Origin of the sequence: Sphingomonas sp. ID0503 (assembly GCF_048565625.1) — a bacterium.
GTDB lineage: Bacteria > Pseudomonadota > Alphaproteobacteria > Sphingomonadales > Sphingomonadaceae > JBLZUR01.
In genome coordinates, this window is sequence record NZ_JBLZUR010000002.1 from 600,626 (window position 1) to 625,359 (window position 24,734).

The following is a 24,734-nucleotide window of genomic DNA, read 5'->3' on the forward strand; positions in this document are numbered from 1 at the left end:
CGTTAAAGAACGAAGTGATCTTCAAAGTCTTCGCAAGACGGGTGGCAATGCCCAGAACTCGCCCGCAACATGTCTCTCCGATGAACGGCCCCAAACGGCGGAACCAATCGCGCGATCAGGTCTTTTCGCCAGCGGCCAAGCAACCATCGGAGTATCTGAGATGCGCAACCAAATTCTTGCCGCCGCCGCCTCGGCAGCCCTCGTCCTCTCGCTTTCCTCGCCGGCGCTCGCGGGTGACCGGGATAATGCCCGCGTCGCGATCGCCGCCGCCAAGGCGAAGGTCGACCTCAACGAGAAGAACGGCGTCACCGGCGAAGCCGCCGATATCCAGTCGCGCGCCCGCATCGCCCTCGACAAGGCGCAGCACGAATTCGACAAGAGCGACGAGGACACCGCCATCGCCGCCGCGAAGGAAGCCAACGCGCTTGCCGAGCTCGCCTCCTCGACCCAGCAGAAGCAGCTGATCCAGAACCAGACGGCCACGCTGAACCAGTAATCCGCCGATCAGGAGAGACACGATGAAGACCATGTTCCTCGGCCTGATGGCCGCGACGGCGCTTGCCACCGTCTCCACCCCCGCTTTGGCTGACAAGGCCGACAAGGTCATGCTCGAACAGTATCGCGACAAGATCGTCGCGGCGCGCGGCGAGCCGGGTGTCCAGCAATATGGCGGTGCCGAGCTCGACCGGGCTATGGCGGCGCTCCCGACGCTGAAGAAGCGGCTGGACGACGACAAGACCGACCAGATCAAGGCGACCACTGCCGAGATCGACACGCTGATCCAGACAGCGCGCAGCCGCGCCCAGGTCGAGATGGCGAAGCAGGATGCGTCCGCCGCCGCCAAGGCCAAGCAGGATCAGCTCGCCTCGCAGGCGGCGGATGCCGAGCGCGCCCGCGCCGATGCGGCCGCCGCCGCTGCCGAGGCCGAGAAGGCCAAGGCGCAGCTTGCCGAGCTGAAGATGAAGCAGACCGCCCTCGGCGCGACTCTCGTCCTCCAGGACGTGGTGTTCGAGACCGGTCGTGCCGAGCTGAAGCCGGGTGCCTCGGCCCGCCTCGCGCCGCTCGCCAACTATCTGCGCGCCAACCCTGAGGTTAAGGTCCGCGTCGATGGCCATACCGACGCGCAGGGCAGCGACGCCCTGAACCAGCAGCTGTCGGACGCGCGCGCCAGCGCGGTGCGCACCGCGCTCGGCTCCATGGGTATCGATCCGAACCGCATCCAGGCGCTCGGCCACGGCGAATCGCAGCCGATCGCCGACAACAACAACGCCGCCGGTCGTCAGCAGAACCGCCGCGTCGAGATCACGCTGGTCGGCCAGCAGGCGAACAATCTCGCCGCCGTCCAGTAAGGTCTAGCCCGCGAAAGAAGGGCCGCGCGCCAGCCGACGCGCGGCCCTTTTCTTCATTCGGGCAGGAAGTCCGGCACCGACAGATACCGCTCGCCCGTGTCGTAGTTGAAGCCGAGCACGCGCAGTCCCGGCGTCTCTGCCAGCTTCTGCCTGATCGCCTGCAGGGTCGCGCCGGATGAGATGCCGACCAGCATCCCTTCCTCCCGCGCCGCCCGCCGCGCCATCTCCTTGGCGTCCGCCGGATCCACCTGGATCACCCCGTCGAGCATCTGCGTGTGCAGGTTGCGCGGTACGAAGCCCGCGCCGATCCCCTGAATCGGATGCGGCCCCGGCTGGCCGCCCGAGATCACCGGCGACAAGGTCGGCTCTACCGCGAACACCTTCAGCCCCGGCCACTCCGCCTTCAACACGTCGGCGACCCCTGTGATATGCCCGCCGGTGCCCACGCCGGTGATGATCGCGTCGAGCGGCGCATCGGCAAAGTCGGCCAGGATCTCCCGCGCGGTCGTCCGGTGATGCACCGAGATGTTCGCCGGGTTCTCAAACTGCTGTGGCATCCATGCGCTCGGCGTCTGCTCGACCAGCTCCAGCGCCCGCTCGATCGCGCCCTTCATCCCCTTCTCGCGCGGGGTGAGGTCGAAGCTCGCGCCATAGGCCAGCATCAGGCGCCGCCGCTCGATCGACATGCTCTCCGGCATGACAAGGATCAGTTTGTAACCCTTCACCGCCGCGACCATGGCGAGGCCGATGCCGGTATTGCCGGACGTCGGCTCGACGATCGTGCCGCCCGGCTGCAGTCTGCCCGCCGCCTCCGCATCCTCGATCATGGCGAGCGCGATGCGGTCCTTGATCGACCCGCCGGGATTCGACCGCTCGGACTTGATCCACACCTCGGCATCCGGGAACAGGCGGCTGACGCGGATATGCGGCGTGTTGCCGATGGTGGCGAGAATAGAGTCGGCCTTCATGTCAGCACCTCCTTAGAGCGGCGGGTTCTCAAGTGTCTTCGGCGGCTCGAATGTGCGCGCATTCTTCAGTTCGGGAAACCATTTCAGCCATAGCACGGTGACGAGCACTGCGCCCACGCCCCCCGCGATCACCGCCGGCACCGGCCCGATCGTCGATGCGAGCAGCCCGGATTCCGCCTCGCCCAGCTCGTTCGATCCGGAGATGAACAGGCTGGACACCGCGCCGACCCGCCCGCGCATGTCGTCGGGCGTGTAGATCTGGATCAGCGACTGCCGAACATAGACCGACAGCATGTCCGCCGCGCCCAGCACGGCCAGACAGGCGAGCGACAGCGGCATCCACCGCGAAAAGCCGAAGATCACCGTCGCCAGCCCGAACACCGCGACTGCCGCCATCATCTTCAGCCCGACATTGGTCTTGAGCGGCCGGAAGGCGAAGAGCAAAGCCGTCGCCGCCGCACCCACCGCCGGCGCCGCGCGCAGCTCGCCCAGGCCCTCGGCCCCCACCATCAGCACATCGCGCGCGAAGATCGGCAGCATCGCCGTCGCCCCGCCCAGCAGCACCGCGAACAGGTCGAGCGAGATCGCGCCGAGCACCAGCCGGTTGCGCCGCACATAATGCACGCCCTCGATCATCTGCCGCCACGGGCTGACCCCGCTGTCCAGCCGCTTGCGCGGGAACGGCCGCACCATCGTCAGGCAGAGGAACGAGACACCGAACAGCCCCGCGCTCACCGCATAGGGCAGGAAGTGGCTTTGGGCGTAGAGCAGCCCGCCGAGCGCAGGCCCGATCACCGCACCACCCTGCCAGGCGATCGAGCTCATCGCGATCGCGGTCGGCAGCGACGCCGCCGGGACGATATTGGGCGCGATCCCCGACAGCGCCGGCCCGGCAAAGGCGCGCGCCACGCCGAGGAGGCCCGCGATCACGAACAGGTCGGTTAGGGTCGTCGTCCCCTCCCATGCGAACCAGGCGAGCGAGGCGGCGCAGGAAAACTCCAGGAACACCGCCCCCCGCGCGATCCATCGCCGATCGACCCGGTCGGCCGCCCAGCCCACCAGCAGGGTCAGCGCGAGCAGCGGTACGAACTGGCACACGCCTATATAGCCGAGTTGTAGCGCCGCATCCTGGATGCTCATCGTCCGCCGCGCGATGTCGTAGACCTGCCAACCGACCACGATCACCATCGACATCTGCGCGATGGTGGCGGCGAATCGAGCGGTCCAGTAGAAGCGGAAGTCACTGAAAGTGAACGGGTGGGGTGCGCCGGACATCGCGGCTCGTCTAGGCGTGTCGCCGCGCGGCCCGCAACCCTCGCGCTGGACAAAAGCCGGCGCGCGGGCGACTTGATGGCGGGGGATTCAGGGAGAGTCGATAAGATGAAAATGCCGCGCCCGATGATCGCGATCGCCGCCGCCTTGCTCGCCAGCGTTCCCGCCGCCGCCCTCGCCGCACCGAACTGGCAAAGCTTTGTGGACGAGACGCTGGAAAGCTTCTTCAGGATCGAACCGTCGAACGCGGTCAATCTCGGCCGGCACGAGTTCGACGGCAAGCTGCCCGACTGGAGCGATGCCGGGCTCAAGGCCGAGATCGCGTTCTTCAAGGACGTTCAGGCCAAGGCGAAGACCTTCGACGACCGCTCTCTGACGCCGGAGCAGCGGCTGGAGCGCGACTACCTGATCGTCATGATGTCGGGCTTGCAGTTCTGGATGGAGGACGCCGATCAGCCGCACACCAACCCGGCCTATTACCTGAACTGGATCAGCCCCAGCATCTACGCGACCCGCCCCTATGCGCCGCCGGCCGAACGGATGAAGGCGATGACGATTTGGGCCGACAACGTCCCCGCCGCCATCGCCAACATCCGCCGCAACCTGAAGACGCCCATGCCGGTCAGCTTCGTCGACTATGGCGTATCGGCCTATGGCGGCTTCGCGGAATATCTGAGCGGTCCCGATGCCCGCGCGCCCTTTGCCGAGGTCAAGGACGCCGCCGCCAAGGCAAAGTTCGAGGCGTCGCTCACCAAGGCCGCCGCCGCCTTCAAGGGCCTGAGCGACTGGATCGAAAGCCAGCGCGCGACCGCCAACAAGACCGGCTTCGTCCTCGGTGCCGACCGCTTCGCTCGGATGCTCAAGGCGACCGAACTGGTCGACACCCCGCTCGACGAGCTGGAGCGGATCGGCCGCGCCGACCTCGCCCGGAACCAGGCCGCGCTGAAGGACGCCTGCGCCCAATACGCGCCCCGCCAGACCATCGAGGCGTGCATGGCCAAGGTCAACGCCGACAAGCCGCAGGGTGGCCCGGTCGAGGGCGCCCGTGCCCAGCTCGCCGGCCTCAAGCAGTTCATCATCGACCGGAAGCTGGTGACCGTCCCCGGCACCGAGGAGGCGCTGGTTGACGAGGCCCCCGCCTATAATCGCCAGAACTTCGCCTATATCGAGATCCCCGGTCCGTACGAGAAGGGCCTGCCCTCCACCTACTACATCGCCCCGCCGGACCCGAGCTGGTCGAAGGAGGTGCAGGACGGCTTCGTGCCCGGCAAGGCCGACCTGCTGTTCACCTCGGTGCATGAGGTCTGGCCCGGCCACTTCCTCCAGTTTCTCCACGCCAACCGCGTGAAGTCGAAGGTCGGTCGCGTCTTCGTCGGCTACGCCTATGCCGAGGGCTGGGGCCATTATACCGAGGAGATGATGTGGGAGGCGGGCCTCGACGCCGGCAGTCCCGAGACGCATATCGGCCAGCTCTCGAACGCGCTGCTCCGCAACTGCCGCTACCTCTCGGCGATCGGCCTTCACGCGCGGGGCATGACGCAGGAACAGTCATACGACATGTTCCGCACCCAATGTTATCAGGACGAGGGCAATGCGCGGCAGCAGGCGGCGCGCGGCACCTACGACCCCGCCTATCTCAACTACACGCTCGGCAAGCTGATGATCCGCAAGCTCCGCGAAGACTGGACGGCGAGCCGCGGCGGCCAGAAGGCGTGGCGCGACTTCCACGACGCCTGTCTCAGCTTCGGCGGCCCTCCGATCCCACTCGTCCGCCAGTCAATGCTGGGCGAGGAAAAGCCCAAGTCTGCGTTCTGACCAAATCCTCCCCTGAAAGGGGAGGGGGACCACCGCCGAAAGGCGGTGGTGGAGGGGTAGCGCACCGCGCAAGACCGGTTCGAGCGTGTAGCGCCGCCTTGACGCGGAGCGGTTAGCTTCAACCGCGGCTTTCGCGGCACCTACCCCTCCACCGCCTGCGGCGGTTCCCCTCCCCCTCCGGGGGAGGATGCTCTCGTTACCCCGCCCCGTTCAGCCGCATATCCAGATACCCGTCCACCGACTTCATCAAATCGGGCATCTCATGCTCGAAGAAGTGGTTCGCGTTCGGGATGGTGTCGTGGTGGATGGTGATGTGCCGCTGCGTGCGGAGCTTATCGACCAGCTTCTGGATGGCGGGCGGCGTCACCACCTCGTCCTTCTCGCCCTGGATGATGATGCCGGAGGAGGGGCAGGGGGCGAGGAAGGAGAAGTCGTAGAGGTTCGCCGGCGGCACCACCGAAATGAAGCCCTTGATCTCCGGACGCCGCATCAGGAGCTGCATCCCGATCCACGCGCCGAAGGAATAGCCCGCGATCCAGGTGGTCTGCGCCTCCGGATGGATCGACTGCACCCAGTCGAGCGCCGAGGCCGCGTCGGACAGCTCGCCGATGCCGTTGTCAAACACGCCCTGGCTCTTGCCGACTCCCCGGAAGTTGAAGCGGAGGGTCGCGAAGCCCCGGCGCACGAAGGTCTGGTACATCGCCTGCACGATGCGGTTGTTCATGGTGCCGCCCGCCTGCGGATGCGGGTGGAGGATCATCGCGACCGGCGCGCGCGGGCGCGGGCCGGGGTTGAAGCGGCCCTCCAAACGTCCTTCGGGTCCGGGGAAGATCACTTCGGGCATGTGCGGCTCGCAAAATCTGGGTTGCCCACGGCTCGCGCGGGCGGAAGCGCGCCTATATAGAAATGCGAACCGCAATCGCAATCATAACGGACATGCCCCCTCAGCCGCGCCTCTATCTCGACCATGCCGCGACGACTCCCGTCCTGCCGGAGGCGCGCGCGGCCATGGCGGAGGCGCTGGTCAAATGGGCCAACCCCTCCAGCCCCCACGCCGAAGGCCGCGCCGCCCGCGCCGCGCTGGAGGATGCGCGGGGGAGGGTGGCTCGCGCGCTCGATTGGGCGGGCGAGGTCATCTTCACCAGCGGCGCGACCGAGGCTCTCGTGATCGCATGGGGCCGCGCGAAGCGCCCCAACCGCTGGATGTCCCCGCTGGAACACGACGCCCTCCTTCGCCTCGGCGGCGGGGGTGAGGGGCGTGATGACGCCCTGATCGCCCAGCAGCATGTCAATAACGAAACCGGCGAGATTTTCGGAACAGGCAACGAGAATCCGTTCGTGCTGAGCGAAGTCGAAGCACGGGCAACAAGCGACGACGTCAGTTCCCCGTCCCTCGACTACGCTCAGGACGAACGAGCCTCCCTTGAACCCACATCCCTCCATCTCGCCGACTGCGCCCAATCCGCCGGCAAGCTCCCGCTGCCACAAGCCGACCTCATCGCCATCTCCGGCCACAAGCTCGGCGCGCCCCCCGGTACTGGCGCGCTCCTCGTCCGCGACTTCGCCATGCTGGACGCCACCGGCGGCCAGGAACGCGGCTATCGCGGCGGGACCGAGAACCTCCCCGCCGCCATTGCGCTCGCCACCGCGCTCGAAGCCCCGCGCGACTGGTTCGATATGATGCCCGCCCTCCGCGCCCGCCTCGAAGATGGCATTCGCGCCGAAGGCGGCGTGGTCGTCGCCGAAGACCGCCCCCGCATCCCTACCATCGGCAGCTACCGCCTTCCCGGCATGGCGGCGACCACCCAGCTCATCCGCCTCGACCTCGCCGGCATCGCGGTCTCAGCCGGCAGCGCCTGTTCCTCCGGCAGCATGAAGCCCAGCCACGTCCTCGCCGCCATGGGCTGGCCGGAGGAGGAGGCGCGCGAGGTGATCCGCGTCAGCTTCGGCCGCGACACCGACGCCGCCGCCATCGACCGCTTCCTCGATGTCTGGTCGAAGATGGCCCGCGAAGCGCGGAGCCGCGCCGCATGATCTACCTAGACTACCAGGCGACCACCCCCCTCGCGCCCGAGGCGCGGGCCGCGATGCTCCCCTTCCTCGACGACAAGTTCGCCAACCCTCACAGCCCCCACAAGCTCGGCCGCGAGGCCGCCGCCACCGTCGAACTCGCGCGTGACCGCGTGGCCAGCCTCTTCGCTCCCGCCGGCCGCATCCACTTCACCAGCGGCGCGACCGAGGCGTTGAACTGGGCGATCAAGGGCGCGCTTGCCGCAGCACCGCCAAACCGCCGCAAGATCGTCACCCCCGCAACCGAACACGCCGCCGTCCTCGACACCGTTGCCGCACTCGATGCCGAGGTCGTGATCCTCCCCGTCAACCACGCCGGCCTGGTCGATTTCGACGCGGCGGAGGATGCCATCGATGACCGTACCGCCCTGGTCGCGGCGATGCTCGTCAACAACGAGATCGGCGTCATCCAGCCGGTCGAGGCGCTCGCCCGCTTGGCGCACGACGCCTGCGCGCTGATGCTCTGCGACGCCGTGCAAGGCTACGGCCGCCTCGACCTGCCGACCGACGCCTGCGACCTCATCGCCATCTCCGCCCACAAGATCCACGGCCCGAAAGGCATCGGCGCACTCTGGATCCGCGACGGCGTGACAATCGCTCCGCTCCTCCACGGCGGCGGGCAGGAGGGGGGCGTCCGCTCCGGCACGCTCGCCCCGATGCTCTGCGCAGGCTTTGGTGCGGCGGCACAGGTCGCGGGCGAGCGTTCCGTCATCAACGCCGCCCATACCGACACTCTCTGGCGCCGCTTCCGCGAGGCGCTGGGCGACGAATGGACCCTCAACGGCGCGGAACTCCCCCGCTATCCCGGCAACCTCAACGTCCGACGTGAGGGTCTCGACGCCGCCCGCCTGATCTCCGAACTGCGCGACATCGCCTTTTCCGCCGGCTCGGCCTGCGCCAGCGGCTCGGGCCGAACCAGCCACGTCCTCCGCGCCATCGGCCTCACCGACCGGCAGGCCCGCGCCAGCATCCGGCTCGGCTTCGGCCGCTACACGACGGAGGAGGAGATCGACACCGCCGCCCGCCTCATCAACGAGGCCGCCCATCGCCAGCAGGCCTTCGCATGACCATCGCCGTCCGCTTCATCGCCGCCGACGGCAAGGCGGAGGTCGCCGTCGCGGCGGAGGAGGGCGCGCGCCTCCTCGACGTCGCCCAGGCCGCCGATCAGCCGCTCGAAGGCACCTGCGAAGGTCAGATGGCCTGCTCCACCTGCCACGTTATCGTCGACGCCGCCGATTTCGCGAAGCTCCCCCGCGCCAGCGAGATGGAGGACGACCTCCTCGACCTCGCTCCCCATGTCACCCGCACCTCGCGCCTCGCCTGCCAGATCGTGCTGACCGGCCTCGACAGCCTCACCGTCCGCCTGCCGCCCACCAGTCGCGACATCGCCCGCCGCTAAGCCGTGATCCCTTTCCATTCCCATGCGTTCGGCGGGTGAAGGAGAAGGATCATGGCACGAGACGGCGTGGAATCGGGCGGCGGGCGCACCGGCGGCGGCGAAAGCGGCGGCGGCGCGCTCAAGGACAAGGATCAGGTGAAGGGCAAGGGCGACTTCGGCCCGCGCGGCGGCCAGAGCGACATCACCTATCACGGCCCCGGCGGCGAACCCGATCCCGACAAGGACAACCCCAACGGCGTCACCAAGAGCTGATCGCCGGCAGGGTCGCGACGGCTTGCCCTTCGCGGCCCTTTCCACCATATGCGCGCCCGGAAGTCGGGCGGACGGTGCCGTCGCCAACCTGGTCAGGACCGGAAGGTAGCAGCCACAACGATTTCGCCCCGGGTCGTTCCGGCTTCCACCTCCGACAGCTCAACACGCACCTTCCCCCTCCCATCCTCCCCCGCCAGGGGGAGGTGGCGCCGAAGGCGACGGAGGGGGAGGACGGCGGCACACCTCATTCAGCGGACATTCCTGTCCTCCCCCTTCGTCAGGCTGCGCCTGCCACCTCCCCCTGGCGGGGGAGGATGACCACTAAAAGCGCCCAAACACCCTGTCCTACAGCCCCGTCGCCGTGCCATAATCCCCGCATGACCGCCGCGTCCCGCCACCATGTCTGATCTCGGCTTCGACCTCGGCGAGCCGCCCCAGCCGCCACCACCTGCCCCCCAGCCGGTCGTGCAGGCCCCCGCCTACCGCGTCCTCGCCCGCAAATACCGCCCGCAGAGCTTCGCCGAGCTGATCGGGCAGGATGCGATGGTGACGACGCTCGCCAACGCCATCCGCCGCGGTCGCCTCGCCCATGCCTTCCTGCTGACCGGCGTGCGCGGCGTCGGCAAGACCTCGACCGCCCGCCTGATCGCCAAGGCGCTCAACTGCATCGGCCCGGACGGGCAGGGCGGTCCCACCATCAACCCCTGCGGCGAATGCGAGCCGTGCAAGGCCATCGCCGAGGGCCGCCATATCGACGTGGTGGAGATGGACGCCGCGTCCCATACCGGCGTCGACGACGTGCGGGAGATCATCGAGGCGGTGCGCTACGCCGCCGTCTCCGCGCGCTTCAAGGTCTACATCATCGACGAAGTCCACATGCTGTCGAAGAACGCGTTCAACGCGCTGCTGAAGACGCTTGAGGAGCCGCCGCCCCACGTCAAATTCCTGTTCGCCACGACCGAGGTGAACAAGGTCCCCGTCACCGTCCTCTCCCGCTGCCAGCGTTTCGACCTGCGCCGCATCCCCGCCGACAAGCTCGCCGGCCATTTCGCCCATGTCGTCCAGCTGGAAGGCGTCGAGGCGGAGGAGGAGGCGCTCGCCCTCATCGCCCGCGCGGCCGAGGGCTCGGCGCGCGACGGCCTGTCGATCCTCGATCAGGCGATCGCCCACGGCACCGGCGGGGTCACCGCCGGGCAAGTCCGCGAGATGCTCGGCCTGTCGGATCGCGGCGCGGTGCGCGATCTCTTCGCGCTCCTCCTCTCCGGCGATGCCCCCGCCGTGCTCGCCGCCGTGCGCGGCCAGTACGATCTTGGGGTCGAGCCCGCCTCACTGATCCGCGGCCTCCTCGAAACCGTCCACGGCATCACCCGCGCCAAGGCCGGCGGCGCGCCCGATCCCGCGCAATCCGCCGAGGAGCGGGAGGCGTTCGGCGACTGGGCCAGCCGCCTCGGCCACGCCTCGCTCCACCGCTTCTGGCAGCTGCTGCTGAAGGGTCTGGAGGAGGTCGACCGCGCCGCCATGCCGATCGAGGCGGCGGAAATGGCGTTGCTCCGGGTCGTCCACGCCGCCGACATGCCCGATCCAGGCGAGCTGCTGCGCCGCCTCCAATCCGGTGATTCCGGCGGTGACGTAGCGCAAACTTCGCAAACTTCCGACGCGTCACCCGCCGCAACTTCGAGCTCCGCGCCAGCCGCAACTTCCGCAACTTCCGCGCTCCCGGCCAGCATGGCCGAGATCGACGCCCTGCTGGAAAAGGCCGGCAAGCCCCGCCTCGCCCAGCAGCTCCACGACTGGTGCGGCGTCATCCGCTTCGCCCCGCCCGAACTGGTCCTCCGCCCCGAACGCCCGCTGGAGGGCGATTTCACCAAGGAACTCGCCGCCACGCTGAAGGCGGTCACCGGCGCGGCATGGACGGTGACCTTGGGGGAGGGGGCGGCCGAACCCTCGCTCCTCCGCCAGGCGCAGGCGCGCGAACAGGAGGATGAGACGCGGGTGCGCGACATGCCTGCCGTCAAGGCAGCACTTGATGCGTTTCCCGAAGCAAAGCTGGTCGGCTATGGCGTCGCCGGCAAGGAATGGAGAAATCTGTCGTGAAGGACCTCAACGACTTCCTCAAGGCCGCGCAGGAAGCGGCCCAGAACGTCCAGGCGGAGATGTCGAAGGCGCAGGCCAATCTCGACGTCATCGAGGTGGAGGGCGCGTCCGGCGGCGGCCTCGTCAAGATCAAGGCCTCGGCCAAGGGCCGCATCATCGCCGTCGACATCGACCCCTCGCTCCTCCAGCCCTCCGAAAAGCAGATGCTGGAAGACCTCATCGCCGCCGCCTTCAACGACGCCCGCAAGAAGGCCGATCAGGTCAGCGAACAGGAAATGGGCAAGATGACCGCGATGCTCCCGCCGGGCTTCAAGCTGCCGTTCTGACCACCAACGCCCGTCATCCCCGCGCAGGCGGGGATCCACCGACCCGCATCCCGGCCGGTAACCAGTTGACAGCGTTCGGTCAGTAACGTCGGTGGACCCCGGAACACGTCCGGGGTGACGGCAAGGGGAACGCGGCAGCGTGCGCATAGCCTATCTCACCACGGCCAAACTCCGCGCGGTCACCCCCCGTCCGTTCGCCCTGAGCCTGTCGAAGGGCCAGCAAACACCGTCGCGCTGGCGCTTCGACAGGCTCAGCGCGAACGGAGGGGGAGGTGGGATCGCAGGTACAGCGGTGCACATGGCTCATCTCAGCCTCCGCCTCATTCACCGCCAACCCCGCGCGGTCCAACCCGGCCACCTAAACGCCACCCCCACGCCGTTCGCCCTGAGCCTGTCGAAGGGCCAGAGAACACCGCAACGCTGGCGCTTCGACAAGCTCAGCGCGAACGCATCCAAGGGTGAGACAAGCCGGGGATCACAACCGTGCGCATAGCCTATCTCACCAACCTCTACCCCGCCGTCAGCCACAGCTTCATCCGGCGCGAGATCATCGCCGTCGAGGCCGCCGGCGCGACGGTCGACCGCTACTCGATCCGCCCAAACCCCGGCACGCTCCCCGACCCCACCGACCAGCGGGAGAAGGCGCTGACCACCGTCATCCTGACGCAAGGCGGCGCAGCGCTCCTCGGCGCATTCCTCCGCACCCTATTCGGCAAGCCCGCCCGCACCATAGCCGCCCTGAAAGCCGCCATCAGCATGGGCCTGGGCGGTCCCGCCAAACTCTTCCGCCACTTGATCTACCTGGTCGAGGCCTGCTGGCTCGCCCGCCATCTCACCGACGCCGACCACCTCCATGCCCATTTCGGCACCAACCCGGCGGCGGTCGCGCGCCTCGTCCACATCCTCACCGGCCTGCCCTACAGCTTCACCGTCCACGGCCCCGACGAGTTCGACGACCCGCGCGGCCTCTCGCTCGGCGCCAAGATCGCCGACGCTCGCTACGTCATGGCGATCAGCTCCTACGGCCGCAGTCAGCTGATGCGCTGGAGCGATCCCGCAGACTGGCCGAAGATCGTCGTTGCCCGCTGCGGCATCGACGCGGGCTTCATCACCGATCCCACGCCCGCGCCGGCTGCCCCCAACCTCTGCTGCGTCGCCCGTCTCAGCGCGCAAAAGGGCCTCCCTTTGCTGATCGACGCCGCCGCCGAACTCGCGCACGAAGGTGTCGACTTCACCCTCACGCTCGTCGGCGACGGCGAACTCCGCCCCCAGATCGAGCGCCGCATCGCCGACCAGGGCCTCGGCCACCGCATCCGCCTGACGGGCTATTGCAGCGGGCAGGAGGTGCGCGCCCATATCGCCGCGTCCCGCGCGATGGTGCTGCCGAGCTTCGCCGAGGGCCTTCCCGTCGTCATCATGGAGGCGCTGGTGCTTGGCCGCCCGGTCGTCACCACCGCCATCGCCGGCATCCCCGAGCTGGTCGACGGCGAATGCGGCTGGGTCGTCCCCGCCGGATCGGTCGATGCGCTGAAGTCGGCGATCCGCGACGCGCTCGCCGCCGATCCGCAGGACCTTACCCGCATGGGCGAAATCGGTCGCCGCCGCGTCCTCGAACGGCATGACGCCGCCGCGATCGGCCGCGACCTCGTCGCCCTGTTCGGGGCTGAGGCATGACCATCCCCGCGATCATCCTCACCATCGTCCTCGCCCCTCTCTGGCTGCTGACGGGCGTGTTCGTGATCGAGGTCGTCCTCGGCCTCGCGCCGCAGGACAAGCGCCGGCGCGCCTTCTACCGCCGCCCCGCCAGCTTCACCGTCCTGATCCCCGCGCATAACGAGGCGGAAGGCATCGGGGCGATGCTCAACGCGCTCGCCCTTGCCGAGCCGCATGGCCGCCGCCTCGTCGTCGCCGACAATTGCACCGACGACACCGCCGACATTGCCCGCGCCGCCGGGGCCGAGGTGATCGAGCGGCACGATCCCACCCGGCGCGGCAAGGGCTGGGCGCTCGCCTTCGGCCGCGACCATCTCCTCGGCAGCGAGCGGCCCCCAGAGGTCGTCGTCGTCCTCGACGCCGATTGCACGGTGGAGCCGGGTGCGCTGCAGCGTGTCGCCGACACCGCCTTCACCCGCCGCTGCGTCGCGCAGGCCGCCTACATGTTCCGGCCCCGCCGACGCGCCAGCCCCATGGTGCAGATCTCGTCCTTCGCCATGCTGGTGAAGAACCTGATCCGCCAGCGTGGCGGCTTTCGCCTCGGCGCGCCCGCAGCACTCACCGGCTCCGGCATGGCGTTCCCCTGGGCCATCTTCGCCGCCGCGCCGCTCGCCAGCGGCCATATCGTCGAGGATCTCTGCCTCGGCCTCGACCTGCTGCGCGCCGGCAAGCGCATCCGCTTCGAAGGCCGCGCACAGGTCTGGTCGGAACCGAGCGGGCAGGCGGGGACCGAGGTCCAGCGCTCGCGTTGGGAAGCCGGTTTCATGGGCGTCGCCGCGACCCAAGGCTTGCCGCTCCTCGCCTTCGGCCTCACCCGCCTGCGCTGGCCGGTGATCTGGCAGGCGCTCCACGTCATGACCCCGCCCTTGGCACTGCTGCTGGTTCTCGACGCCCTCGGCCTCGGCGCGGCGGCGGGCCTGCGCGCGTTCGACGGCTCGGACCTGCCGCTGACGATCTCGCTGGTCCTGACCGGCCTCGCCATCCTCGCCGTCCTCGCCGCCTGGGTGACGTCGGGCAGAGCTTACCTCTCGAGCGGAACGCTGTTGCGCATCCCGTTCTATATCTTGTGGAAACTACTGCTCTACGTCCGCATAATGACCGGCCGCCTCGCCCCGTCATGGACGCGCACCGAACGGGTCGATCCCTAGCGATATTCGATGATTGCCCGCTTCCGCCCGCGCAGCCGGTCCGCCCAATAGGACAGGAACCCCTGCATCCCGGCGAACTGATGAGCGAGGCGGAGGAGGGCGGCTCGCTGGGCCTGCGCCTTCGACGCCGTCCACCACCTTTCCCGGCCCCAGAGCCGCACCCAACGGGCAACGTAGAGGAGGAGAATCAGCAACGAGACGACCGGCCACCCGGCAACAAGGGCAAACACCGCCACCAGCGGCAGCAACCCGCCATAGATCAGTGACCTTGCGACCTGACCCCGATCGCTCGGCAGCCCCGCTCTGCCATGCCGCGCGACGTGCTCCGCCGCCGCATAGCCGGCCCGTGTCGCCCGCCGCCACCACTGGCCGAAGCGGAACAGACCGGCGTCATGCACCGTCATCGCCGCATCGATCCGCCGGAACCGCCAGCCATGCCGCCCCATCCGCAGGCACATATCCGGCTCCTCCCCGGCGATCAGCTCCGGATTGTACCCGCCGACCTGTGCCAGCGCCTCGGCGCGGAACAGCGCGTCACCGCCGGTCGCCGGTGTCGGCCCGATCGGCACATCCCATTCCTGGTCGCACATCCGGTTGTAGAGACTGGACTCCGGAAACCGCTCGCGCCGCCGCCCGAACACGCCGCCAAGCTCCTGATCGCCCCGCAATGCCTTCAGCCCGGCCGCGATCCAGCCCGCCTCGACCTCGCAATCGCCATCCACGAACTGCACGAAGCCGATCTCCGGCATGATCTCCCGCAGCCGCGCCAGCCCCTCGTTCCGCGCCCGGGCTGCGGTAAAAGCGGGCGGCACCTGCAGCGCCACTACCTCCACCCCGACCGACCCGGCGAAGTCCTGGCTCCCGTCCGTCGAACCCGAGTCCACGTAGACGGTCGGAACACCCGCGAGCGACCGCAGGCACGCCTTCAGCCGCTCGCCCTCATTGCGTCCGATCACCACCGCACCGACGCTCACCGCAGGCACCCGTCCAGCCCGTCGCGCCGCACCACGCCGATCCGCGCCGCGATGCTGCTCCCGTATCGCCGGGTAAACCCGGTCGGCGCCACCGCCCCGCGCTTCTGCGGCAAGGGCAGCACCGCCGCGATCCGCGCCGCCTCGGTCACCGACAAGCGCGACGCGTCATGCTTGAAATAGCGCATCGACCCCGCGTTCGCCCCATAGGTCCCGATCCCCGTCTCCGCGATGTTCAGGTAGACCTCCATGATCCGTCGCTTCGGCCACATCAGCTCGATCAGCGCGGTGAACCATGCCTCGAAACCCTTGCGAACCCACGAACGCCCCTGCCACAGGAACGCGTTCTTGGCGGTCTGCTGGCTGATCGTCGATCCGCCGCGCAGCTTCCGCCCGCTGGCATTGCGCTTGAACGCTTTCTCGATCGCCTCGACATCGAAGCCGTGATGCGAACAGAAGCGCGAGTCCTCGGCGGCGATCGCGGCGCGGGCCATGTCCGGGTCCATGTCGGACAGGCTCATCCAATCCTTGGTGATGCCCCGTCCGTCGAACAGCCCGCCGATCATGGTCATGGTGACCGGCGGCGGCACGAAGCGGTAGATGCCGACCCAGACGATGCTGCCGACCACGAACCAGATCACCGCCCGCACCACGAACCAGCCGATCCGCCCCGGCAGCGACCGCTTCACCCGAGGGCCGCGCACCGCCATCACAACGCCTCGACCATCAGCCGCGCGCCGTGTTTCGGCCGCAGCGTCAGGCGGCTGACCGGCTGCGGCTTGTCATGCGGAAGGGCGGTGAAGCGGAAGCGACGCAGCATCTCGGCAATGACCAGCACCCCCTCCTGATTGGCGAACCCTGCGCCGATGCACACCCGCGGGCCCTTGCCGAACGGCATGAAGGCATGGCGGCACGCCTCCTTGTCCTCCGGCCTTGAGAACCGCTCCGGATCGAAGGCATGGGGGCATTTCCAGTGATTGGAATTGCGCTGGATCAGCCAGGGCGAGATCACCAGCATCGCCCCCTTCTTCATCCGCTTGCCGCGCATCGTGGTGTCGCGGGTCACGGCGCGCAGGAAGAAGCTGACCGGCGGGTACAGCCGCAACGTCTCCTGCCAGACGTTGCGGGTAAGGGGGAGGGCGCGTGTGTCCTCGAAGGTCGTGCCGTCCGGCCCGACCTGCGCCGCGATCTCCCCACGACACGCGTCCTGCCAGTCCCGGCACTCGCCAAGCAGGTAAAGCGCCCATGTCATCGAACTCGCCGCCGTCTCATGCCCGGCCAGGAAGATCGTGGAGATTTGCTCCATCAGCTCGTCCACGCTGAACGGCGCGGCGGTGACCGGATGCCGCGCCTCCAGCAGCGAGGCGAGAATGTCCTCCGGCTGCCCCTTCATCCCGGCATGGTAAGCGGCATGGCGACGCTCGACGATCGGCCGGAACACGGCATGGATCGCGGCGGCATGGCGGATGGCCCGCTTGCGATATCCGAACAGCGGCAGGCCGTAGAGCCGCAGCATCGCCGCCGGTTGCACCTGCTCCTGGAAGCGGTGGAATGAGGTATAGATCCGCTCCGCCCCCTCGTCGTCCAGCTTCACCGAGAACAAGGTGCGGAAGATGATGTCGGCCGCGATATGCGTCATCAGCGGATCGATATGCACCGGCTTGGACAGGTCCATCGCCGCCAGCTTCGCCGCGAGATCATCGACCGCCGCCCGCATCACCGGGAATACCCGCTTCAGCGCGGTGTGCTGGAACGAGGGGTTCACCATCTCCCGCTGGTGCCGCCAGTCCTCGCCATTGGCGGAGAACACCGAATTGCCGATCAGCGGGTCGAGCAGTTCCTTGAGGAAGGCGTGCTTGGGATAGATGCCCGCCTTGTCCTCCATCACCGCCTCGACAATCGGCGGATCGTTGGCGATGAAGAAATCGAGGCGGGGCAGGCGGATGTCGCCCATCTTCATCGTGTAACTGCGTTCGAACAGCGTGTGGATCCAGCTGTCCCACCCGCTCAGGAACCGCCTGAACAGCGACGACTTGGATCTGTGCGGGATCGGGTAGGGTGGGGTGAACAGCTCGGTCATGCCACCGCCTTGAACGCCTCGACCGCCTCGTCCAGCGATCGTCGACCCGCCGTCATGCTGACATGGTCGATGGGCGACAGCCGCTCTCCGCAGCGGAGGTAGTCGAAATGGGTCTCGTACTTGTTGCGCCGCCGCTTGGCATAAGCGGCCGGGCTCCAGAACCGGAAGAAATTGGGCGTGATCTGGCGCAGGTGGACGGTCTCGGCGGAGGCGATGCGGTCGAACGGATTGACCCGCGCGAATGCCGCACCGTCTGGCGGAGACCCGATGTCCAGCCAGTCGAACCTGCCACGCGCGACCTCGGCCAACTGTGCCCGAAAGGGGCCGGCATCCTTGCGATGGGTGAGGAGCGGAATGCACTGGCCAAGCGTCAGCAGGCGAAAGTTCGCCGGCATCACACCGCCACGCAGCCTCAGCAGCCGCTGCATCAAGGGAACCGACAGGATCGATCCGTTGCTGTGGGTGATCAGCAGCACCTCGTCATAAGGGCCGTCCAGCTGCCCGGCCACATGATCCGCGAAGCTGTCGAGCCGGGCATGAAGCGCCGGATCCTCGGCACCACGCGTCAGCTCGTCGTTGAAAATGAAGAACCGCAGCAGCCAGAAGCTCTTCATCCGGTGAAGGATGGCGAAACCGGCCCCGAGCGCGAAGACCAGCGCGAGTGAGACCGCAGCCCAGCCGCTCAACCACACCGCCGCCACCGCGAACACGATCAGCCCTATCAGCAGCGGGATCAGGACCGTCGAGAGCGGCGGGTACATCAACGTCACCACCGGCCCCTGCGGCAGCTTCGCGACGCGCGGCCAGTCGAGCAGGCGAACGTAGTTCCAGTATGTCCGCGCACTTCGCCCCAACAGGGTCAGCGGATTGCTTATCCACCCCCGCCGGATGATGTCGTCCCAGGCGAGCACGTCATACTCGGTGGTGACGCCCGCCGCCGGATTCTCGACCTTCCAGACGACCGTTCCCGCCGGGCCGCGCCGCCGATCCGACACCTGCAAGGCCTCGCCTGAAAGCCGGCCATAAGTCTCCGCCTCCGTCCGGTACATCTGGTGATAGTGTCGGGCCCCGCGCGGATCGAAGCCCGGCAGGTAGAACACTTTGCGCTTGAAGGGGCCGGGCACGGGGGCTTAGGCGGGGGCGTGAAGAAGCTGCATCGCGACTACTGCTACTTCCTCGACGGCTCCAAATACAATCGGAACTGGGGGTGCAAGGCGCATGACAACGCCTATGGCGTCAACGGCGGCGGCACCGAGCGGGACCGCTGGCGCGCGGATGCGGCGCTCTACCGCCACATGCGCGCCAACAGAGACCCGATGGCGCCGGTCGCCTGGTTCTTCACCGCCGTCTACGGCTGGATGTTCTTCAACTACCGGGGCGGCTGGCTGTGGCGGGGTCAGCTGCTCCGGCGCATTGGATTGATGCGGTAATCAGTCGACCTGACCCACGCCGTCGCAGCTGAGATCGAAAGCTGCGAGCCCGCCGTCGAGATAGCCCGCCAGCATCGGCATATCCAGGATCTGCGCGATCTTGTCCTCACCGCCCTCGTTCGCCTCGGCGAGCGCATCTTCCCACTCGCTGGCGTCATAGGTGCCCTGGCCGACCCAGGCGAGGGCGAGCACTTCGGCAAGCTGATCCTCGCCGAGATCGTCGAGAAGCGCCTGGATCTCCTCCTCCACCACCTCGTTCGCCTCATCCTCCAGCACGGCAAAGCCGTCGTCCGACTCGGTGGGATCATCCTCCTCATCGGTCTCGATCGCGGTGACCTGCGCCTCCGCCTCGCGCGCCCGGATGATCAGGCGGCAGATGGTGTCGAGCGGGGTGATCAGGTCCATCGGGGGCATTCCTCTCTCGCCTGGGATTCGCCAAGGGAACGTGAGGAAGGGCACGCGGTTCCGGGCAAATCGCCGTCTCCGGATGCCAGGCGTTGACCGGATGCTCCCGCCTGCTATAGGCCCCGCCTCGGTGCCGGTCATCGGCCTTGCCCATTGGGGCGGAGTAGCTCAGCTGGTTAGAGCAGCGGAATCATAATCCGCGTGTCGGGGGTTCAAGTCCCTCCTCCGCTACCATCGGGACCATTTGCTTTTCGTGTTGCGTCAGGCTCTTCGATGGCGAAGCCATGGATCGCGAATGAAAGCCGGAAGTTCACTCGCTCGGTGTCCTTACGGGCATCCTGCGGGAGTACTTTCACATGAGCAACGAACCGGTGAACCCCGGCGATGTCGCACCGGAGGGTGCGCCCGGCACCGGGCAGAATGTCTGCAAGATCTGCGGCGGCACTGGCGATGTTGACGGGGATTCGTGCGAGAATTGCGGCGGCTCCGGGATCGTCATCGAGGGCATCGGTGGCGCGTAGGTCCGCAGTTTAGCCGTGCGGCGCGCACAGACGCGCCGCCGACCTTTGGTGATCGACGGCGCACCGATTGCGGCGATCTGCGGCAGGATCAGCCCGCGAAGCCGACCTGCGCGGCGCGGCGGCGCATCGCCCCGCCAACCAGACCGAAGCCGGCGATCATCATTGCCCAGGACGCAGGCTCCGGCACGGCGGGGTTTGCGTTTATGGTCAGCGACGCGAAATCGAGGCCCGCGCCGTTGAACGGCAGGTCGTTGTTTGCCGGCGGTTGCAAGGTAAGGCGGAAGGCGGCTGATCCCGTCGAGAGCGCCGCCAGGGCGGAGCCGCTCAGCGCCAATGTGTAGACGCTCACCTGCTGCTGCTCGCCGCCCGCGCCTTCGAACAGTGCGTTGAGGCTTGCCGTCAGATCGATGCCATTCACGCCGAAATAGGCGAGCTGGCTTCCGGGCGAAGAGCTGTCATGGTCATAGATGCCGAAGGTCAGCGATCCATCCGTCACCGAACCGGGAGCGTAGCTGAAGGTGAACGTCTTGTCGAAGTTGGAGGAGACGTCGGAGCCGTAGAATTGATCGAACGGCGCCGCTTCGCCAGCAGCGCTCGCGCTGTAATCCGCGAATGAGGTAATGGTGCCGTCGGCGTAATCCTGCTGCCCCAGCGTGTATGTCGCCGCGAGTGCCGGCATGCTTGCGAACAAAGCGGCCCCTGCCGTGAAAAGACATCCTCGAATCATTGGTCGTTCCCCTGTTCTTGATGAACATCCGGAGAGGAGCATTAAGGATGTTCGGAGTCCAGCGGATAGCGCAGGCGTCGGCGTTCTGAATAAGTCTGCCGTGGTGGGATCCGCATCGGCGGGCGAGTCCTGGGTTGATAACTGTCTGTTGAAACGGTGAACTATTGTCATGCGGGTTCCCATACCCTCAGCCGTACGCAACAGGCTCCGCCCATGAGAAGATGGAGCATGAGCGAAGCGCCACGCGACGGCGACGCGATCATAGGCGTGACGCGGGTTGAAGGTGTGGAGGTTACGATTTCATGGGCGTCGGCATCCGGAGCCGAACCCTGGCTGGCTGCGAATGGGGCGCGCTACCCCGAGGCCTTCTTTATCGGGTGGAGGCACAGGGTTCCGGCTGATCCTGTTCGTCCATGATCGCAGCGCGCCGCTCGCTGTCCGCCGCTTCTTCCTCCAGCGCCGCGCGTACGACGGGGTCGGCCGTCCGTGTCGCCATCTCGCGGCAGCGGGCGGCCCAGGCTTTGAGGCGGTCAGCGGATCGGTGCGGCATCCGCCGTGCGTATCGCGGCGGATGATCGGCAGAAAGTAACGGACTGTAAATTCCACCGCCTCGAAACGATGCGAGGAAGCGTCAGCCACCCGCCGCTACCAGGATAACGTTGCCCGTCCGTCGTTCAGCAGCGGCTGAACAATTCCTCAGCCCTCGCGGGCGCGGCGGGCGTCTTCGGAGCGGGTGATCTGGTCGGCCATGGCGCGCCAGGCGTGCTCGGCGCGGAGGAAGCGGTCGCGGACATTGTCGAGCGACGCGCCCTCGGCATCGCGGGCGCAGTCGTTGGCGCGGGCCAGGTAGAATTCACTGGTGGCGGACATCGCTGCGCTCCTCGATGGCAGGGTGGTGAAAGATCAGCCCAGCATTTCCGCGACGGCGCGGCGCCATTCGGCCCGGCTGAGCGGACCGATCTTTTCGGCGGCGGCGGCATGGGTGCGGGCCGGGGTATGGTAGGTCTTCTTCAGAAATGCAGTATTGTTCAGGTAAGTCATTCAGTTCCTTGGAGCCTGTGGCTCTTATGATAGTCGGCCGCGCGACGCCTCAGCGTCGGCGGCGCGGCGGGCCGCCGGGTGTGCCCGGCGTGCGTTCACGGTAGATGATGCGACCCTTGGAAAGGTCATAGGGCGTCATTTCGACGCGGACGGCGTCGCCCACCACCGAGCGGATGCGGAAACGCCGCATCTTGCCGGCGGTATAGGCGATGATCCGATGATCGTTTTCCAGACGGACGCCGAAGCGGCCGTCGGGATAGATCTCGTCGATCAGACCTTCGAGGACGAGCAGTTCTTCCTTTGCCAGGATCAGGCCTGCTGGATATTCACGGCCTGGTTCTTGCCGCGCTTGTCGGCCTCGACCTCGTAGCTGACGCGCTGATCGCGCTCCAGGCCGCTGAGACCGCTGCGCTCCACCTCGGAGATGTGGACGAAGCTGTCGGTGCCGCCATCCTCCGGCGCGATGAAGCCGTAGCCCTTTTCTTCGTTGAAGAATTTGACGGTGCCGATGGGCATGAGACGAGTCCTTTCAAGCGCCGCCCGGAATGGGCGATCGACGATGCGATGAAGCTTGGAAGGGGTGCCGGCACGGAGCGCCGAAAACCGTCACAGGCGACGTAAGCAGAGTGCATTATGGGCGTTGCGGCCGGTAAAAGCAAGGGTGAGGCGCATCGGAGCCGGCGATCAGCCCTGCGTCGCCCCGTGGAAACAGCAGAAGCCGTGTTCGCGGATCAGCCGTTCGGCGGCGATCTCGTCGGGGTCGGTGGCGGTCAGGACGATCGACCTGTGCGGGTGCCATGGACCGTGCTCGGGCGGGAGAGCGGCGCCATGTTCCTCCGCCGTGATCGCCCAGAGGTCGTCGCGGCCGATGAAGCACCAGACGCGCATCAGGCCTGCGCCGCCGATGGATCCGGCGCCGCGACCACGGCGGTGAGCAGCGCCTTCAACTGCCGCCGCATCGTCGGCGCGCTGAGATGGGCGTCGATGCTCTCATAGCCTTCCCGGCGGAGCTGCCGCCGGAGGTCGTCCAGCGTGCGGCAGGTACCGAGGCCGGCAAGCTCGAACGCGCGGGCGACGATATCGCGCTGGGCAAGCCGCTGGTTCATGCGCCGGCGGCCGCCCGGAGCGCCTGACCCGCGTCCGACAGGAGGTAATCGTAGCGGCCGACCAGTTCGAGGTGGATCAGCCGCGCCTCGCCCTGCGCGTCGGCGGCGGCAAGGCGCTCGCCGCCGCGGCGGCGCTCGAAATAGGTGATGTCGGGATCGGGCATGCGAGCCTCCTGCAAGGGCGGGAGCTCTCCATCTGCTCTCGGTCGACAGGATGCCGGGGGAAGCCTGCCGATGACTGAGGTCTAGCAGGATAGGCGCTGCGCGTCGCGTGAAATGATGTCGGTTCGGTTGCGACACGAGTTTCGGAGGCTTCAGATCCAACAGGAGAAGCTTGGACCCAGGTCAGCCGACGATGATACTAGCATTCGCCTTGTTGAGGTTGCTCCGCAGCAATTCCGTCGACCAAACCCCAGAAACAATCGAGCTAAGTTACGGCGGACAGACAATTTGCTTCAGAACAAATTCATGGTGCGTTGCGAAATTATTCTGTATATCTTGATCCATGTTATACCATTGGTAGGATTTGGATCGGTAAGCGCGCGGCATGAGCGAGCAACTGAATACCGACGAGCGCCGCATCCTGCGGGCGATCTTCCTGGGTGAAGAGCCGGGCAAGGATGAACCTTGGCCGACCGCGATGGCCGCGCTGATCGAGCGTGGGTTTGTGGAGGTGATGCCTTGCGCGGGGCTGAAGCTGCCGGTGTGCACGACCGAGGGCGCCAAGGTGGCGCGGTTTCTCTGACCCGCGTCTATTCTTCGGCGAGCGCTAAAGGCTCCGGACCAACCGCACCGCGACGGCGATCCAGGGCGGATCGGCGATCACCTGCTGACGCCCGCCCGCGCCGGGGGGCAGGAGGTGGAGCTTGTCGCCTTTGCGGTTGAGGAGGCGGCCGAAGGCGAAGCGGCCGGCGGGGCGGGGGACGAGGATGTCGCGGTTGAGCGCGCGGGCGTAATCCTCCGGGCCGAGGGTGCGGCACCAGAGCTGATCGCCGGCGCGGAACTCGCCGAGCGCCGCCTCCACCAGCACGGCGACGAGGCCCGGCTCCGGCGCGGGAGGCGCGATGACGGCGGTCTTGCGCGGGGCGTGCGCGCCGTCTGGGCCGAGGAGCGCGGCGACGGGCAAGTCGGCGCGGTCGGGCAGGGCGACGAGATCGCCGGCGGTGACGCCCAACGCGGCGGCGATGCGGTTGAGCCAGCCGACCGAGACGGTGCGCATGCCGGTTTCCAGCCGCCCGATGGTCTGCGCGGTGGTGGGCGGCGAGCAGGCGGCGGCGACATCGGCCAGCGTCATGTTCTTGGCGCGGCGGACTTCGCGGATACGGGTGATCATCTTCTGCCCCTGAACCAGATCGGTTTTCCTATGTCCTACAGCCGCGCCGCTATGGCAACCCCTCCGCGACTCGGATGAAGGAGGTCGCGTGATGGTGGGACGGATGCTTGAGGAGCGGGTGACGGCGCGGAACGCGCGAGGGAGGCCGGTGGCGAGCGTGACCGTCAACCGGGCGGAATCGACGATCGGCTGGTTGCGCGCGCGCGGCCTGATCGACGCGCGGCAGTTCGAGGCGGGGGAGCGCATCCGCGCGGATTGGGAGGCGGCGCAGCTGGCCCCCGGCGTGACGATGCGCTGGGACGCGGGGCCGCGATCGACCGGGCTGGGGGCGGACCCATCCACCCGGCAGCTTTCCGCCAAGCGCCGCTTCGACGGGGCGATCGCGGCGGCGGGGCCGGGGCTGTCCGATGTGCTGTGGCGTGTCGCCTGCGCGGGCGAGGGGATGGAGACGGCCGAGGCGGCGCTCGGCTGGCCGCGGCGCGCGGGGCGGCTGGTGCTGACGCTGGCGCTGGACCGGGTGGCGGCGTTCTACGGGATCGGGTGAGGGATGGACGGGTTGCGCTTGCCTTTGGTGCGGCTGGTGAGGTGGAACGCGAAGCAGCGGTCGCAGCGGTAGGGGTAGAGCGGCAGGGCGAAGCGGAGGGCGGCGGCCTCCGCCTCGCCCTCCGTCGCGTAGCGCGCCTTGCGGCGGCAGGTGCTGAGTTTGGTGCGCAT

Annotated in this window: 34 protein-coding genes, 1 tRNA gene and 1 other RNA gene; 17 read left to right on the plus strand and 19 right to left on the minus strand. The window is 67.8% G+C overall.

What is annotated here, in order from left to right; all coding sequences use genetic code 11:
• The first annotated feature begins 160 nt into the window (after positions 1 to 160).
• A complete protein-coding gene (locus tag ACM608_RS03840) occupies positions 161 to 496 on the plus strand; it encodes a hypothetical protein (protein WP_419681928.1) in 336 nt (111 codons plus the stop codon).
• A 22-nt stretch (positions 497 to 518) separates the two neighbouring features.
• A complete protein-coding gene (locus ACM608_RS03845; protein ID WP_419681930.1) occupies positions 519 to 1,349 on the plus strand; it encodes an OmpA family protein in 831 nt (276 codons plus the stop codon).
• 53 nt (positions 1,350 to 1,402) lie between these two features.
• Here the strand turns inward: ACM608_RS03845 and cysK are convergent, their stop codons facing one another.
• Complete coding sequence (gene cysK / locus ACM608_RS03850) at positions 1,403 to 2,317, minus strand: cysteine synthase A (RefSeq protein ID WP_419681932.1); 915 nt, start codon at positions 2,315 to 2,317, stop codon at positions 1,403 to 1,405.
• 12 nt (positions 2,318 to 2,329) lie between these two features.
• Positions 2,330 to 3,592, minus strand: a complete 1,263-nt coding sequence (locus tag ACM608_RS03855; protein WP_419681934.1) for an MFS transporter — start codon at positions 3,590 to 3,592, stop codon at positions 2,330 to 2,332.
• A gap of 105 nt (positions 3,593 to 3,697) precedes the next feature.
• On the opposite strand from ACM608_RS03855, the gene ACM608_RS03860 reads away from it, so the two are divergent.
• Positions 3,698 to 5,404: a DUF885 domain-containing protein gene (locus tag ACM608_RS03860; protein WP_419681936.1), complete on the plus strand. Its 1,707-nt coding sequence runs from the start codon at positions 3,698 to 3,700 to the stop codon at positions 5,402 to 5,404.
• 196 nt (positions 5,405 to 5,600) lie between these two features.
• Here the strand turns inward: ACM608_RS03860 and ACM608_RS03865 are convergent, their stop codons facing one another.
• Positions 5,601 to 6,248, minus strand: coding sequence for an alpha/beta hydrolase (locus ACM608_RS03865; RefSeq protein WP_419681938.1), 648 nt, complete (start codon positions 6,246 to 6,248; stop codon positions 5,601 to 5,603).
• 92 nt (positions 6,249 to 6,340) lie between these two features.
• On the opposite strand from ACM608_RS03865, the gene ACM608_RS03870 reads away from it, so the two are divergent.
• From ACM608_RS03870 to ACM608_RS03910, 9 genes are all read left to right on the plus strand, one after another.
• Positions 6,341 to 7,438: a cysteine desulfurase family protein gene (locus tag ACM608_RS03870; protein WP_419681940.1), complete on the plus strand. Its 1,098-nt coding sequence runs from the start codon at positions 6,341 to 6,343 to the stop codon at positions 7,436 to 7,438.
• Positions 7,435 to 8,541, plus strand: a complete 1,107-nt coding sequence (locus ACM608_RS03875; RefSeq protein ID WP_419681941.1) for a cysteine desulfurase family protein — start codon at positions 7,435 to 7,437, stop codon at positions 8,539 to 8,541. The genes ACM608_RS03870 and ACM608_RS03875 overlap by 4 nt, the downstream gene beginning before the upstream one ends.
• On the plus strand, positions 8,538 to 8,873 hold the full coding sequence (locus ACM608_RS03880) for a 2Fe-2S iron-sulfur cluster-binding protein (RefSeq protein ID WP_419681943.1): 336 nt from the start codon (positions 8,538 to 8,540) through the stop codon (positions 8,871 to 8,873). Before ACM608_RS03875 ends, ACM608_RS03880 begins: the two co-directional genes overlap by 4 nt.
• Before the next feature lie 51 nt (positions 8,874 to 8,924).
• Complete coding sequence (locus tag ACM608_RS03885; RefSeq protein WP_419681945.1) at positions 8,925 to 9,125, plus strand: hypothetical protein; 201 nt, start codon at positions 8,925 to 8,927, stop codon at positions 9,123 to 9,125.
• A 55-nt stretch (positions 9,126 to 9,180) separates the two neighbouring features.
• Positions 9,181 to 9,278: signal recognition particle sRNA small type (gene ffs, locus ACM608_RS03890), an RNA gene on the plus strand.
• A 246-nt stretch (positions 9,279 to 9,524) separates the two neighbouring features.
• A complete protein-coding gene (locus ACM608_RS03895; protein ID WP_419681947.1) occupies positions 9,525 to 11,219 on the plus strand; it encodes a DNA polymerase III subunit gamma/tau in 1,695 nt (564 codons plus the stop codon).
• Positions 11,216 to 11,545, plus strand: a complete 330-nt coding sequence (locus ACM608_RS03900; RefSeq protein ID WP_419681948.1) for a YbaB/EbfC family nucleoid-associated protein — start codon at positions 11,216 to 11,218, stop codon at positions 11,543 to 11,545. The genes ACM608_RS03895 and ACM608_RS03900 overlap by 4 nt, the downstream gene beginning before the upstream one ends.
• A 483-nt stretch (positions 11,546 to 12,028) precedes the next feature.
• Entirely contained in the window at positions 12,029 to 13,219 is a 1,191-nt protein-coding gene (locus ACM608_RS03905) for a glycosyltransferase family 4 protein (RefSeq protein ID WP_419681950.1), read from the plus strand.
• Positions 13,216 to 14,406: a glycosyltransferase family 2 protein gene (locus ACM608_RS03910; RefSeq protein ID WP_419681952.1), complete on the plus strand. Its 1,191-nt coding sequence runs from the start codon at positions 13,216 to 13,218 to the stop codon at positions 14,404 to 14,406. Before ACM608_RS03905 ends, ACM608_RS03910 begins: the two co-directional genes overlap by 4 nt.
• Here ACM608_RS03910 and ACM608_RS03915 read toward each other — a convergent pair.
• From ACM608_RS03915 to ACM608_RS03930, 4 genes are read right to left on the minus strand one after another with little or no spacing between them, the layout of a single operon-like run.
• Positions 14,403 to 15,380, minus strand: coding sequence for a glycosyltransferase (locus ACM608_RS03915; RefSeq protein WP_419681954.1), 978 nt, complete (start codon positions 15,378 to 15,380; stop codon positions 14,403 to 14,405). The two genes, ACM608_RS03910 and ACM608_RS03915, sit on opposite strands and share 4 nt — an antisense overlap.
• A complete protein-coding gene (gene mtgA / locus ACM608_RS03920; protein ID WP_419681956.1) occupies positions 15,377 to 16,087 on the minus strand; it encodes a monofunctional biosynthetic peptidoglycan transglycosylase in 711 nt (236 codons plus the stop codon). Before mtgA ends, ACM608_RS03915 begins: the two co-directional genes overlap by 4 nt.
• Entirely contained in the window at positions 16,087 to 17,457 is a 1,371-nt protein-coding gene (locus ACM608_RS03925; protein WP_419681958.1) for a cytochrome P450, read from the minus strand. Before ACM608_RS03925 ends, mtgA begins: the two co-directional genes overlap by 1 nt.
• Positions 17,454 to 18,581 (minus strand): hypothetical protein, encoded by a 1,128-nt coding sequence (locus tag ACM608_RS03930; RefSeq protein WP_419681960.1) that lies wholly within the window; start codon positions 18,579 to 18,581, stop codon positions 17,454 to 17,456. The genes ACM608_RS03925 and ACM608_RS03930 overlap by 4 nt, the downstream gene beginning before the upstream one ends.
• An 18-nt stretch (positions 18,582 to 18,599) precedes the next feature.
• On the opposite strand from ACM608_RS03930, the gene ACM608_RS03935 reads away from it, so the two are divergent.
• Positions 18,600 to 18,887, plus strand: a complete 288-nt coding sequence (locus ACM608_RS03935) for a hypothetical protein (RefSeq protein WP_419681961.1) — start codon at positions 18,600 to 18,602, stop codon at positions 18,885 to 18,887.
• Here ACM608_RS03935 and ACM608_RS03940 read toward each other — a convergent pair whose 3' ends face one another.
• The gene (locus ACM608_RS03940; protein ID WP_419681963.1) at positions 18,888 to 19,292 is read right to left on the minus strand and encodes a DUF3775 domain-containing protein; all 405 of its coding nucleotides are present in this window, start codon (positions 19,290 to 19,292) and stop codon (positions 18,888 to 18,890) included.
• 157 nt (positions 19,293 to 19,449) lie between these two features.
• On the opposite strand from ACM608_RS03940, the gene ACM608_RS03945 reads away from it, so the two are divergent.
• Together ACM608_RS03945 and ACM608_RS03950 are read left to right on the plus strand one after the other, a co-directional pair.
• Positions 19,450 to 19,526: transfer RNA gene (locus tag ACM608_RS03945), tRNA-Met, on the plus strand.
• A gap of 122 nt (positions 19,527 to 19,648) precedes the next feature.
• Positions 19,649 to 19,813 (plus strand): hypothetical protein, encoded by a 165-nt coding sequence (locus ACM608_RS03950; RefSeq protein WP_419681965.1) that lies wholly within the window; start codon positions 19,649 to 19,651, stop codon positions 19,811 to 19,813.
• Positions 19,814 to 19,901: 88 nt separating this feature from the next.
• On the opposite strand, the gene ACM608_RS03955 is transcribed toward ACM608_RS03950, so the two are convergent.
• From ACM608_RS03955 to ACM608_RS03995, 9 genes are all read right to left on the minus strand, one after another.
• Positions 19,902 to 20,492, minus strand: coding sequence for a PEPxxWA-CTERM sorting domain-containing protein (locus ACM608_RS03955; RefSeq protein WP_419681967.1), 591 nt, complete (start codon positions 20,490 to 20,492; stop codon positions 19,902 to 19,904).
• 418 nt (positions 20,493 to 20,910) lie between these two features.
• Entirely contained in the window at positions 20,911 to 21,090 is a 180-nt protein-coding gene (locus ACM608_RS03960; protein ID WP_419681969.1) for a hypothetical protein, read from the minus strand.
• 146 nt (positions 21,091 to 21,236) lie between these two features.
• Positions 21,237 to 21,410, minus strand: coding sequence for a hypothetical protein (locus ACM608_RS03965; RefSeq protein ID WP_419681971.1), 174 nt, complete (start codon positions 21,408 to 21,410; stop codon positions 21,237 to 21,239).
• Between the two features lie 33 nt (positions 21,411 to 21,443).
• Complete coding sequence (locus ACM608_RS03970; RefSeq protein WP_419681972.1) at positions 21,444 to 21,581, minus strand: hypothetical protein; 138 nt, start codon at positions 21,579 to 21,581, stop codon at positions 21,444 to 21,446.
• Between the two features lie 49 nt (positions 21,582 to 21,630).
• A complete protein-coding gene (gene infA / locus ACM608_RS03975; protein WP_419685084.1) occupies positions 21,631 to 21,888 on the minus strand; it encodes a translation initiation factor IF-1 in 258 nt (85 codons plus the stop codon).
• A gap of 2 nt (positions 21,889 to 21,890) precedes the next feature.
• Positions 21,891 to 22,097, minus strand: coding sequence for a cold-shock protein (locus ACM608_RS03980; RefSeq protein ID WP_419681973.1), 207 nt, complete (start codon positions 22,095 to 22,097; stop codon positions 21,891 to 21,893).
• A 168-nt stretch (positions 22,098 to 22,265) separates the two neighbouring features.
• Entirely contained in the window at positions 22,266 to 22,469 is a 204-nt protein-coding gene (locus ACM608_RS03985) for a hypothetical protein (protein ID WP_419681974.1), read from the minus strand.
• Positions 22,469 to 22,687, minus strand: a complete 219-nt coding sequence (locus tag ACM608_RS03990) for a hypothetical protein (protein ID WP_419681975.1) — start codon at positions 22,685 to 22,687, stop codon at positions 22,469 to 22,471. The genes ACM608_RS03985 and ACM608_RS03990 overlap by 1 nt, the downstream gene beginning before the upstream one ends.
• Positions 22,684 to 22,851, minus strand: coding sequence for a hypothetical protein (locus ACM608_RS03995; protein WP_419681976.1), 168 nt, complete (start codon positions 22,849 to 22,851; stop codon positions 22,684 to 22,686). Before ACM608_RS03995 ends, ACM608_RS03990 begins: the two co-directional genes overlap by 4 nt.
• Before the next feature lie 383 nt (positions 22,852 to 23,234).
• On the opposite strand from ACM608_RS03995, the gene ACM608_RS04000 reads away from it, so the two are divergent.
• Entirely contained in the window at positions 23,235 to 23,432 is a 198-nt protein-coding gene (locus tag ACM608_RS04000; protein ID WP_419681977.1) for a hypothetical protein, read from the plus strand.
• A gap of 24 nt (positions 23,433 to 23,456) precedes the next feature.
• Here ACM608_RS04000 and ACM608_RS04005 read toward each other — a convergent pair whose 3' ends face one another.
• On the minus strand, positions 23,457 to 24,020 hold the full coding sequence (locus ACM608_RS04005) for a helix-turn-helix domain-containing protein (RefSeq protein ID WP_419681978.1): 564 nt from the start codon (positions 24,018 to 24,020) through the stop codon (positions 23,457 to 23,459).
• Between the two features lie 91 nt (positions 24,021 to 24,111).
• On the opposite strand from ACM608_RS04005, the gene ACM608_RS04010 reads away from it, so the two are divergent.
• Positions 24,112 to 24,564, plus strand: coding sequence for a DUF6456 domain-containing protein (locus tag ACM608_RS04010; RefSeq protein ID WP_419681979.1), 453 nt, complete (start codon positions 24,112 to 24,114; stop codon positions 24,562 to 24,564).
• Here ACM608_RS04010 and ACM608_RS04015 read toward each other — a convergent pair.
• The gene (locus ACM608_RS04015; RefSeq protein WP_419681980.1) at positions 24,549 to 24,734 is read right to left on the minus strand and encodes a hypothetical protein; all 186 of its coding nucleotides are present in this window, start codon (positions 24,732 to 24,734) and stop codon (positions 24,549 to 24,551) included. The genes ACM608_RS04010 and ACM608_RS04015 overlap by 16 nt on opposite strands.

What these genes read in the sequence shown, in the direction of transcription:
- ACM608_RS03855 (WP_419681934.1), bottom strand. Translation starts at nt 3,592, where the DNA reads ATGTCCGGCGCACCCCACCCGTTCACTTTCAGTGACTTCCGCTTCTAC.
- ACM608_RS03910 (WP_419681952.1), top strand. Translation starts at nt 13,216, where the DNA reads ATGACCATCCCCGCGATCATCCTCACCATCGTCCTCGCCCCTCTCTGG.
- ACM608_RS03940 (WP_419681963.1), bottom strand. Translation starts at nt 19,292, where the DNA reads ATGGACCTGATCACCCCGCTCGACACCATCTGCCGCCTGATCATCCGG.
- ACM608_RS03925 (WP_419681958.1), bottom strand. Translation starts at nt 17,457, where the DNA reads ATGACCGAGCTGTTCACCCCACCCTACCCGATCCCGCACAGATCCAAG.
- ACM608_RS03885 (WP_419681945.1), top strand. Translation starts at nt 8,925, where the DNA reads ATGGCACGAGACGGCGTGGAATCGGGCGGCGGGCGCACCGGCGGCGGC.
- ACM608_RS03965 (WP_419681971.1), bottom strand. Translation starts at nt 21,410, where the DNA reads ATGTCCGCCACCAGTGAATTCTACCTGGCCCGCGCCAACGACTGCGCC.
- ACM608_RS04010 (WP_419681979.1), top strand. Translation starts at nt 24,112, where the DNA reads ATGGTGGGACGGATGCTTGAGGAGCGGGTGACGGCGCGGAACGCGCGA.
- ACM608_RS03970 (WP_419681972.1), bottom strand. Translation starts at nt 21,581, where the DNA reads ATGACTTACCTGAACAATACTGCATTTCTGAAGAAGACCTACCATACC.
- ACM608_RS03990 (WP_419681975.1), bottom strand. Translation starts at nt 22,687, where the DNA reads ATGAACCAGCGGCTTGCCCAGCGCGATATCGTCGCCCGCGCGTTCGAG.
- ACM608_RS04005 (WP_419681978.1), bottom strand. Translation starts at nt 24,020, where the DNA reads ATGATCACCCGTATCCGCGAAGTCCGCCGCGCCAAGAACATGACGCTG.
- ACM608_RS03875 (WP_419681941.1), top strand. Translation starts at nt 7,435, where the DNA reads ATGATCTACCTAGACTACCAGGCGACCACCCCCCTCGCGCCCGAGGCG.
- ACM608_RS03880 (WP_419681943.1), top strand. Translation starts at nt 8,538, where the DNA reads ATGACCATCGCCGTCCGCTTCATCGCCGCCGACGGCAAGGCGGAGGTC.
- ACM608_RS03845 (WP_419681930.1), top strand. Translation starts at nt 519, where the DNA reads ATGAAGACCATGTTCCTCGGCCTGATGGCCGCGACGGCGCTTGCCACC.
- ACM608_RS03840 (WP_419681928.1), top strand. Translation starts at nt 161, where the DNA reads ATGCGCAACCAAATTCTTGCCGCCGCCGCCTCGGCAGCCCTCGTCCTC.
- ACM608_RS03955 (WP_419681967.1), bottom strand. Translation starts at nt 20,492, where the DNA reads ATGCCGGCACTCGCGGCGACATACACGCTGGGGCAGCAGGATTACGCC.
- ACM608_RS03960 (WP_419681969.1), bottom strand. Translation starts at nt 21,090, where the DNA reads ATGCCGCACCGATCCGCTGACCGCCTCAAAGCCTGGGCCGCCCGCTGC.
- ACM608_RS03860 (WP_419681936.1), top strand. Translation starts at nt 3,698, where the DNA reads ATGAAAATGCCGCGCCCGATGATCGCGATCGCCGCCGCCTTGCTCGCC.
- ACM608_RS03950 (WP_419681965.1), top strand. Translation starts at nt 19,649, where the DNA reads ATGAGCAACGAACCGGTGAACCCCGGCGATGTCGCACCGGAGGGTGCG.
- mtgA (WP_419681956.1), bottom strand. Translation starts at nt 16,087, where the DNA reads ATGGCGGTGCGCGGCCCTCGGGTGAAGCGGTCGCTGCCGGGGCGGATC.
- ACM608_RS03985 (WP_419681974.1), bottom strand. Translation starts at nt 22,469, where the DNA reads ATGCGCGTCTGGTGCTTCATCGGCCGCGACGACCTCTGGGCGATCACG.
- ACM608_RS03895 (WP_419681947.1), top strand. Translation starts at nt 9,525, where the DNA reads ATGTCTGATCTCGGCTTCGACCTCGGCGAGCCGCCCCAGCCGCCACCA.
- ACM608_RS04015 (WP_419681980.1), bottom strand. Translation starts at nt 24,734, where the DNA reads ATGCGCACCAAACTCAGCACCTGCCGCCGCAAGGCGCGCTACGCGACG.
- ACM608_RS03870 (WP_419681940.1), top strand. Translation starts at nt 6,341, where the DNA reads ATGCCCCCTCAGCCGCGCCTCTATCTCGACCATGCCGCGACGACTCCC.
- ACM608_RS03980 (WP_419681973.1), bottom strand. Translation starts at nt 22,097, where the DNA reads ATGCCCATCGGCACCGTCAAATTCTTCAACGAAGAAAAGGGCTACGGC.
- cysK (WP_419681932.1), bottom strand. Translation starts at nt 2,317, where the DNA reads ATGAAGGCCGACTCTATTCTCGCCACCATCGGCAACACGCCGCATATC.
- ACM608_RS04000 (WP_419681977.1), top strand. Translation starts at nt 23,235, where the DNA reads ATGAGCGAGCAACTGAATACCGACGAGCGCCGCATCCTGCGGGCGATC.
- ACM608_RS03865 (WP_419681938.1), bottom strand. Translation starts at nt 6,248, where the DNA reads ATGCCCGAAGTGATCTTCCCCGGACCCGAAGGACGTTTGGAGGGCCGC.
- ACM608_RS03995 (WP_419681976.1), bottom strand. Translation starts at nt 22,851, where the DNA reads ATGCCCGATCCCGACATCACCTATTTCGAGCGCCGCCGCGGCGGCGAG.